This window comes from uncultured Fibrobacter sp. (genome assembly GCF_900316465.1).
Classification (GTDB): Bacteria; Fibrobacterota; Fibrobacteria; order Fibrobacterales; family Fibrobacteraceae; genus Fibrobacter.
The window spans coordinates 35,957-44,460 of the sequence record NZ_ONDD01000044.1 but is presented as its reverse complement, the minus strand read 5'-3'; the positions used below and the strand labels follow the sequence as shown (position 1 = coordinate 44,460).

The following is an 8,504-nucleotide window of genomic DNA, read 5'->3' as shown; positions in this document are numbered from 1 at the left end:
CCAATTAATCCTGGCATTTCAATTTAAAAATTTAAATAAAAATATAAATGAATTCTATTTCTTTTTAAGCACTCTCACGCCGTCGAAACGCTACAAAAAACACTTAAAAAGACACCCTTACTGCTTCCAAGTTGAAGGTAAGTACTTCTCTATCAGTGCATTGTTAGCATTAAAGCCAGCGCAATACATGCTTTTCGGCCGCAAAGGTACAAATATTTTCCTTTCCGGCCAAACTTTTTTATGATTTTTTATGAAAAAACCTTTTTTTCTCGCAGCACTAACCGCCATAGCAATTTTCACGGCCTGCTCCGAATCCAGTTCTTCGAATTCCCCTGTTGATCCGGCTCCTATCGGAACGGACCCCTCACAGGGGAACCCACAGCAGCCCGACCCCGACCAGCCGGTAGTCACTCCGAGCGATTCCGCAACGACCAACCCGGCCATTATAACGGACCCGGTTATCAATCCTGAAACCGGCGATACCACTACAACGGTCGTTAATCCGCCCGCAGACACGACCCTGCCCCAGCCGACAGACACCACCACGACCCAGCCTACAATGTCCAGCGGCTGCGCCGAAGGTGAAGTTCCTGTTCCGGTCACTTACCCGCAAGATGAATTTATCGATGTTGGCGATGTCTACAGGGCTACCCAATGTAACGAAAAGGTCGTATTCTTTATCCGCCATGGTCAACGCGAAGCAAGTATCGAAAGAGAATCCCAGCTGACCGAAGATGGCGCTTTGGAAGCCCAGGCCATGGGCGCAAAATTGATTGGCCCCGAAAAATTCGCCTATGTTCATTCCGGTTTTGTACGCACTTACCAGACGGTATTGAACGTCGCTCTTGGCCGCGGCGAAGCCCAGATGTTGCCGGACTCCACCGTCCTCAATTTCCAGGCCGACACGATTCCTCAGCTTGCTGACGGTTGGTACATGAAGGACAAGGAACGCCGCGACTTCTATGTGCAGCGCGATTCTATCAGAAACATCAACGTCATGTACACCAAATGGGTCTATGACGGCGAATATTCTGACGTATTCTATGACCTGGCCGAACGCAGTGAAGAACTGATCCACACCTTCTTGGTCAAGGATTATGCCGAGATGCCGAAATTCACGGTGGTCGCCTCGCACGACCAGGTAATCGTTCCGCTCGCCGCTTACGCCACCGACAAGAAAATCGACATCATCTTGCACAGGACCTACAACTGGCTCGAATACCTTGCCGGCGTGGGCATTATCATAAACGACAAGAACGAAATCCGATTTGTGGCAGTCAAGGGTGGCGAAACGGGAACGCGATAATCCGTTTACATCTGTTGAGAACCCATAAACATAATTATGAATGCAAAGCGGCTTTTTTAGCCGCTTTTTCTGTTTTTTAGGTATTTTCTAGAAAACAGAGGCCGGATTGTACCCGGCGAAAATTAACGGAGATGGCATGTTTGGTAAAATGAAGTTTTTGACGGTCGCCCTGGGCGTGGGAATGCTCGCGACCGCAGCAAATGCAGAAAAATACAACTGGGGAAACGTCCGTTTTGATGGAGGCGGATTCGTTTCTGCCGTGATTTTCCACCCGACAGCCAAGAATTTGCTGTACGCCCGCACCGATGTGGGCGGTATTTACCGTTTTGACTTTGAAAAGAAGAATTGGATCCCGCTGATGGACTGGATTGACCAGAACGATGTGGGCCTTTACGGTACCGAAGCCTTTGCACTCGACCCGAACGACCCCAAGCGCATTTACGTGCTTGCAGGTACGGGCTACTTTAGCAAGGGCCGCACCGCCGTGCTCCGCAGCGAAAACTACGGCGAATCCTGGGACACGACCTACGTGGAAATGCTCGCCCACGGTAACGGTATGGGTCGCCAGACCGGCGAAAAGCTGGCCGTAGACCCGAACATGGGAAACATCGTTCTTTGCGGTAGCCGCACCAAGGGCGTGTACAAGAGTACCGACTACGGTAAGACCTGGACAAGCCTTTACAAGGTCGCCCTTTCTAGTGCCACTGAAAGCAGCCTGAACGGCGTCAACGGCGTGAGCTTCGTGATGTTCGACCCGGCTCAGGGCAAGCTCGCCGACGGCAGCACCGCCACAATCTACATCGGTACCTCTGAAACCAAGGACAACTTGCAGGTGAGCCACGACGGCGGCGCCACTTGGGAAGTGGTCAAGGGAGTTCCCACCGGACTCATGCCCCACCGCGCAAAGATTGTCGATGGCGACATGTACGTGACCTTTGCCGACGGCCCCGGCCCCTACAACATCGCCAGCGGCGGATTCTACAAGTATAACATTGCCGGCGGTACCTGGACCGACCTGACCCCCAGCGATTCCGTGGAACACGAAGGCAGCACCACCAAGAGCTACGAAAAGGACAAGAGTTCATACGGCGGCGTGGCCATTGACCCGACCGACAAGAACCATATCGTGATTTCGACCCTCGGCAAGTACACCGGACGCCACGTGACGATTGACGAAAAGGACAACTACGGCGACCGCATCTACACCACGACCGACGGCGGCAAGACCTGGATTCACGGCCAGCATTACAACGACATTCCGAACATTGACGCAAACGGTACCGCCTGGATTCCGGGCAACGCCATCCACTGGGCAGGCTCTCTGGAAATCAACCCATTCAACAGCAAGGAAGCCTGGGTCACCAGCGGTAACGGCATCTTTATGACCGAAGATATTTCGGCCAAGGTTCCCGTATGGAAGTTCATGTCGAAGGGTATCGAAGAAACGGTTCCGCTCGATATCGTGAGCATTCCGAACGGACCGCTTGTGACCGCCATCGGTGACTACGACGGCGCCGCTTATGCCAACATCAATACCAGCACCAAGCGCCACACCCCGATTATCGGCACCACCGAAAGCATGGGCTACGCCCCGCTGACCGGAAGCCTGCTGCGTACCGGCGTGATTACCGTGTACGGCCAGTACGACTCCCAGAACTTTAACGTGATGTACCGCTCCGACGACATGGGCGCCACCTGGGACAGCGTGAAGACGACTCTGAAGGGCCCGAAGGGTTTGGTCGTGCTCTCTGCCGACGGCAAGGTGATGCTGCACCGCCCCGACCAGGGCGCCACCGTTTACCGTTCTGCCGACAATGGCGCCACCTGGACCGCTGTTGAAACCGGCACCCAGACGAACTATTCCCGCATTGTCGCAGACCCCGTGAACCCCGACGTGTTCTACGTGATGGGCGGCATGGGCTCGCTCTACAAATCGACTGATGGCGGCAAGACCTTTGCTGAATCCGAAGCACGCCTGCAGAACGAACAGGAAGGCGTTTACTACAACGGCGGCGGACTCATCCGCACCGTTCCAGGCAGAGAAGGCCACCTGTGGGTACCTGTGGACCAGGCCCAAGTCTGGCTCCCCAAAGGCTTTAGCGAAAACGGTCTCGCCTACTCCGAAAACGGCGGCAAGAGCTGGAACCACTGCGAAGGTGCCTCGACCGCAATCGCGGTCGGTATCGGCAAGGCCAAGGAAGGCAGCGACTACGAAACCATCTTTATCTGGGGTGCAGCAAAATCCGGCGACCCGATCGGCATTTACCGCAGCACCGACAAGTGCAAGACCTTTGAACGCGTGAATGATGACATGCACCAGTTCGGCGGCCCGGGCAACGGCAACTTCGTGCAGGGCGACATGAACACCTTCGGTGTCGTGTACATGAGCACAGTCGGCCGCGGCACCATCGTAGGCGCCCCCGAAGGCACGGAATTCATTACCAAGCTTAACCGCGTGAACGTTACGGCTAGCACCTTCATGCAGCTCGAAAAGCGCAACCTGCACGTGAGCGCCCCGGCCGGCAGCAAGGTCGAAATCTATGCCGCCAACGGCAAGCTCGCCTTGAGCTCCAACCTCGAAAGCGAAAACGTGGTCAGCCTGAACAGACTCCCCGTGGGCAAGTACCTGGCCCGCCTCAAGGATGCTAGCGGCAAGACGCTCAACCATAAGGCAATCACGCTTCGATAAGAAACTTCTCCATAAAACCCAAATACACACAAAAATCCCCGGCAATTCATTGTCGGGGATTTTTGTATTTCAATTCGTTTTACAGGCTAAAACCTGCAAAAAAAGCTATTGAGCGCTAATGGTATAGACTTCCGTTGCGTTAGCCTTGATGCTCACTTCGTCGGTCGCATTTTCCATAAGCCAAAGAGTGCCCGCGCCAAAAGTCATCTTGACGGTAGCGGCATCCATGGTGATAATCGGAGCGACTTCAACTCGAGTCTTGAACAAGGCCGTACTCATAGAATGGAGCTTGACAGCATTGCCCTCAATCTTCCAATCACCATAAACCGGGTAATCAAGCGGATTCAAGAGAGGGCTGTTACCGAGATTTGTCGTGGGCAGGTCAAATTCGAATTTGCCGTCTTCAGTGAAAATCAACTTGCCGGGGCCTGCGGCATAATCAAAATTAGGGATAATTTCATTGTTGTTAGCCGCATTGGCAATGCCAACCAAAGACCAAGACCCCACCAAGCATTCGGAGGTCAAGCCCTTGGAGCATTCTTCGGCCTTAGACGGTTTCGGGTCAGAAGAAGAATCACCGCAAGCCGTAAAAGTAGCCAAAGCCAGGGCGGCAGCGAACGGAACCAAATACATCTTTTTCATAGAATTTCCTCGTTTTTCCTTGAATATAAGTAATTCTTGTTGTAAAAATCAACAACATATTAAAGTTTACAATTATTATGAATCCATAATAATGGGTTATTTTTAGGTTGAGGGAAATTTTTCCCCCGTTGTTTGGAGTATATTATGAAAAAAATTCTTTTGGGAGCAGCATTCGCAATGGCTCTTTCTCAAGTAAACGCCGCACCGGACCCGAATTTCCATATTTACTTGGCCTTTGGCCAGTCCAATATGGAAGGCCAGGGCGATATCGGACAACAAGACAAGTCTGTCGACGACCGATTCCAGGTTCTCTGGGCGGCCGATAACGGCTCCTGTTCCGGGAAGACTAAGGGCAAATGGTCTACTGCCGTGCCTCCGTTGGCGCACTGCCAAGGTGCAAAGCTTGGCCCCACGGACTATTTTGGTCGTACTATGGTCGAAAAGACGGACACCCAGATCAAGGTGGGCGTCATCGTGGTGGCTGTTGCAGGATGCAGCATCAAGCTGTTCGACAAGGACTCCTACGCAAATTATGCTAGAACACAGCAGAGCTGGATGACCCAGCGCATTAACGATTATGGCGGCAACCCTTATGGTCGCCTGATTGAGATGGCCAAGAAGGCTCAAGAAGACGGTGTCATCAAGGGCATTATCTTCCACCAGGGCGAAACCGATGCCGGTGACGGCAATTGGCCTTCTGCGGTCAAGAAGGTCTACGACAACATTATCAAGGATTTAGGCCTCGAAAACGACATTCCGTTCCTTGCGGGCGAAGTGCTGCGCAGCGGTGTGAGTGCCGGCGCGAACAACAACATCGCAAAGCTCCCGCAGCAGTCCAAGAACTTCTACGTGGTGTCTTCCGAAGGGTTCAACCAGGCTTTGGGCGATGGCCAGAACGTGCACTTTACCTCGCAGGAATACCGCGACTTCGGTAAGCGTTACGCTGAAAAGATGATCGAAGTGTTAGGCGACAACCTCAAACCTGTCGCCGAAGAATCGAGCAGTAGCGTGGCCGAATCCAGCAGCAGCGAAGCAGCCAGCTCTTCGAGCGTCGCCTCAAGCGCAAGCATCGCCTCTAGCTCGGGCACGGCGCCGGAATCGTCGTCGGATGCTGGTACGGGCATTGCGCAGGTGGAACACTTTGTAGGCGGCTCTCTTTCGGTGAACAAAGCCGGCAACGTGCAGTTGAGCCTTGCCAAGGCAACGCAGCTCACCGTCAAGGTTTACTCTAGCCTCGGCAAGGAAGTGCTGGATTTGAGCGGCAACTACGCCGGAACCAACACTTTGATGCTTGAGGGCAGACTCCCGGCCGGGCGCTACGTAGTAAGTGCCCAGGGCGAGGGATTCAAGGCCGTTAAGGCTGTAATGGTAAAATAGCGACGACCGTCAGGTGGTCGCCCTGCACTTGAAACTTGATTTCGAAGCCGGCGAACCTGATGCCGTAAATGCGGTCGGCGGACCTTTGGTACGCGGGCCGCGGGTCTTCGGAAAGCAGCTCCACAAGAGCTGCCTTTTTTTCTGCGGGGAAAGCGGCGGCGGCGGAGCCTGGTGCGAAAATTCCATCAGCGAAATCGACTTCAAGCTTTTTAAAGCGCACTGCTTCGGCAAAACCACCGGTCGCCTCGGGAATAGAATCCGCATAAGGCAAGTAGGGCTTGATGTCTACAATGGGCGTGCCGTCCATCAGGTCAGCTCCGCTCACCTCGATGGAGGGCGCCCCCTCCCCCGTCAAGTTGATTTTTTCGATTTTCACGCAGCTCATGGCAATCGGATTCGGCCTAAAGCTACTGCGAGTCGCAAACACGCCGAGCCTCGTATTGCCACCGAGACGGGGCGGGCGGACGGTCGGCTTCCAAGTATCGCGCACGTTTTCCGAAAAAATCCACAAGAGCCACAAGTGACTAAAGCCTTCCAGCCCACGCAAAGCGTCGGCAACCCGAAATTCCGGCTCAAAGACAATCGTCGAGCGCAAATTCTTCAAAAGCCCGCTCTGCCGCGGAATTCCGAATTTGTCCGGAAAATCACTCCGAATCCTCGCAACAACTTTTATGTTCAATTCATTTATTTCTTTCACAAGCATATATATAGTAATAGTAAAATCACTACAAACTTCTCAAAAGTGTACACTCTGCAAGAAAATACAGCGTCGGCCAGGGAAAGGGTGGGTGCAGGGAGGGAACCGCGCGGCCTTCGCAACTCCGAGCAGGGTTCCCTCCCGCATTATTAAATGAATTTTTTAACTATTTTTTTATCCAAAAAAAAGGAGTTAAAAAATGGTCTTAACCGTTTTCATTCTATACCTCTTAATGATGCTTGGCATCGGCTTTTACTTCTCTAAAAAAGCAAACAGCCTGAATGCCTACTACCTGGGCAACCGCGGCATGAACAAGTGGGTCGTGGCCATGTCCGCCCAGGCCTCCGACATGAGCGGCTGGCTTTTGATGGGCCTCCCGGGCGCTATCTTCGTGAGCGGGTTTTCCGAAGCGTGGATCGGTATCGGTCTCGTGATCGGCACCTACTTCAACTGGAAAATCGTGGGTCGCAGGCTCCGCAAGTACAGCCACTTCTGCGGCGACTCCATCACGCTGCCCGACTTCTTTGCGAACCGCTTCCGCGACAACAAGGGAATCATCCGCGTTATCGCCTCCATCTTCATTCTCGCGTTCTTCCTGTTCTACACGGTTTCGGGCTTTGTCGCAAGCGCCAAACTCTTCGGCACCATCTTCGGCATGGACTACACCACGGGCCTTATCATCGGTGCGGTCGTCGTGGTGAGCTACACCTTCATGGGCGGCTTCTTTGCCGTGTGCTGGACTGACTTTATCCAGGCAACCATGATGCTTATCGCCGTCATCGCCATCCCCTCGATTATCATGACCGGTTCGGGCGGTTTTGCTGCGACCATGGACGCCGTGAACGCACAGAACCCCTACCTGTTGAGCCTGTTCACCAACGCCACCACCGGCAAATCTATCGGGCTTATCGCCTTGATTTCTAGCCTCGCCTGGGGCCTCGGCTATTTTGGCATGCCGCACATTCTGGTACGTTTCATGAGCATCAAGAACGCCGAAGACATCAAGTTTTCGCGCCGCGTCGCCATGACCTGGGTGACCATCTGCCTCGGTGCCGCCATCATGATTGCCATCCTCGGTCGCTACTACGTAGAAGCGAACGGCATTACCGTCGCCGACCCGGAACGCATCTTCATGATTCTTTGCCAGACGCTCTGCCACCCGGCTGTCGCCGCCATCCTCATGGCCGCCATTCTCGCCGCCATCATGAGTACCGCCGACTCGCAGCTGCTGGTTTCGGCTTCTGCCTTCAGTAACGACCTCTACAAGCACCTGTTCCGCAAGAATGCGAGCAACAAGGAAGTCATGTGGGTGAGCCGCGGCGTCGTGGTGCTCATTACGGTTATCGCGGTCATCGTCGCCATGCAGGGGGCGCCCAGCGCCAACGGCGCTGCACAGGGCAAGAGTTTCCTGGATGTGGTGATGAGCCTCGTGAGCTTCGCCTGGGGCGGATTTGGCGCCACCTTCGGCCCGATCATGCTTCTCGCTCTCTTCTGGAAGCGCACCACCCTCCCGGCAGCCATCGCGGGTATGCTCGTGGGCGGCATCACCACCTTCGTGTGGAAATTCTACCTCTCCGGCTTCTCCGCCGAAATTTTCCAGATTTACGAACTCGTGCCGGGCTTTGTGCTTAGCTTCGCCACCATCGTTGTCGTAAGTCTCCTGACCAAGGCCCCCAGCAAGGAAATCCAGGACGAGTTTGACGCCGTGGAACACACTCGCTTGAGCGACATAAAGCTCTAATCAATCTTGTCTTCCATATACAAAAGGCCCGCATCTGCGGGCCTTCTTTTTA

The 8,504-nt window shown here is 53.9% G+C and carries 7 protein-coding genes; 5 read left to right on the top strand and 2 right to left on the bottom strand.

Annotated features, from left to right (window positions below):
* The 3 genes from QZN53_RS12385 to QZN53_RS12375 form a co-directional block, all read left to right on the top strand.
* Nucleotides 1-244: hypothetical protein (locus QZN53_RS12385; RefSeq protein ID WP_205428153.1), on the top strand; the 244-nt coding region annotated here is incomplete at its 5' end.
* Nucleotides 245-250: 6 nt separating this feature from the next.
* Entirely contained in the window at nt 251-1,306 is a 1,056-nt protein-coding gene (locus QZN53_RS12380; protein ID WP_163439230.1) for a histidine phosphatase family protein, read from the top strand.
* 136 nt (nt 1,307-1,442) lie between these two features.
* Nucleotides 1,443-3,995, top strand: a complete 2,553-nt coding sequence (locus QZN53_RS12375) for a 1,4-beta-glucanase (RefSeq protein WP_163439229.1) — start codon at nt 1,443-1,445, stop codon at nt 3,993-3,995.
* 105 nt (nt 3,996-4,100) lie between these two features.
* Here the strand turns inward: QZN53_RS12375 and QZN53_RS12370 are convergent, their stop codons facing one another.
* On the bottom strand, nt 4,101-4,637 hold the full coding sequence (locus QZN53_RS12370) for a hypothetical protein (protein ID WP_163439228.1): 537 nt from the start codon (nt 4,635-4,637) through the stop codon (nt 4,101-4,103).
* Between the two features lie 144 nt (nt 4,638-4,781).
* Here QZN53_RS12370 and QZN53_RS12365 point away from each other — a divergent pair, with 144 nt between their 5' ends.
* Nucleotides 4,782-6,014: a sialate O-acetylesterase gene (locus QZN53_RS12365; RefSeq protein ID WP_163439227.1), complete on the top strand. Its 1,233-nt coding sequence runs from the start codon at nt 4,782-4,784 to the stop codon at nt 6,012-6,014.
* Here the strand turns inward: QZN53_RS12365 and tsaA are convergent.
* On the bottom strand, nt 5,992-6,717 hold the full coding sequence (gene tsaA / locus QZN53_RS12360; RefSeq protein WP_294653405.1) for a tRNA (N6-threonylcarbamoyladenosine(37)-N6)-methyltransferase TrmO: 726 nt from the start codon (nt 6,715-6,717) through the stop codon (nt 5,992-5,994). The two genes, QZN53_RS12365 and tsaA, sit on opposite strands and share 23 nt — an antisense overlap.
* Before the next feature lie 193 nt (nt 6,718-6,910).
* Between tsaA and putP the strand changes: the two genes are divergently transcribed.
* On the top strand, nt 6,911-8,452 hold the full coding sequence (gene putP, locus QZN53_RS12355) for a sodium/proline symporter PutP (RefSeq protein WP_163439226.1): 1,542 nt from the start codon (nt 6,911-6,913) through the stop codon (nt 8,450-8,452).
* The last annotated feature ends 52 nt before the right edge of the window (nt 8,453-8,504 follow it).

Excerpts from the sequence above, each read along its gene's own strand:
- QZN53_RS12375 (WP_163439229.1), top strand. The coding sequence starts at position 1,443 with ATGTTTGGTAAAATGAAGTTTTTGACGGTCGCCCTGGGCGTGGGAATG.
- QZN53_RS12365 (WP_163439227.1), top strand. The coding sequence starts at position 4,782 with ATGAAAAAAATTCTTTTGGGAGCAGCATTCGCAATGGCTCTTTCTCAA.
- putP (WP_163439226.1), top strand. The coding sequence starts at position 6,911 with ATGGTCTTAACCGTTTTCATTCTATACCTCTTAATGATGCTTGGCATC.
- tsaA (WP_294653405.1), bottom strand. The coding sequence starts at position 6,717 with ATGCTTGTGAAAGAAATAAATGAATTGAACATAAAAGTTGTTGCGAGG.
- QZN53_RS12370 (WP_163439228.1), bottom strand. The coding sequence starts at position 4,637 with ATGAAAAAGATGTATTTGGTTCCGTTCGCTGCCGCCCTGGCTTTGGCT.
- QZN53_RS12380 (WP_163439230.1), top strand. The coding sequence starts at position 251 with ATGAAAAAACCTTTTTTTCTCGCAGCACTAACCGCCATAGCAATTTTC.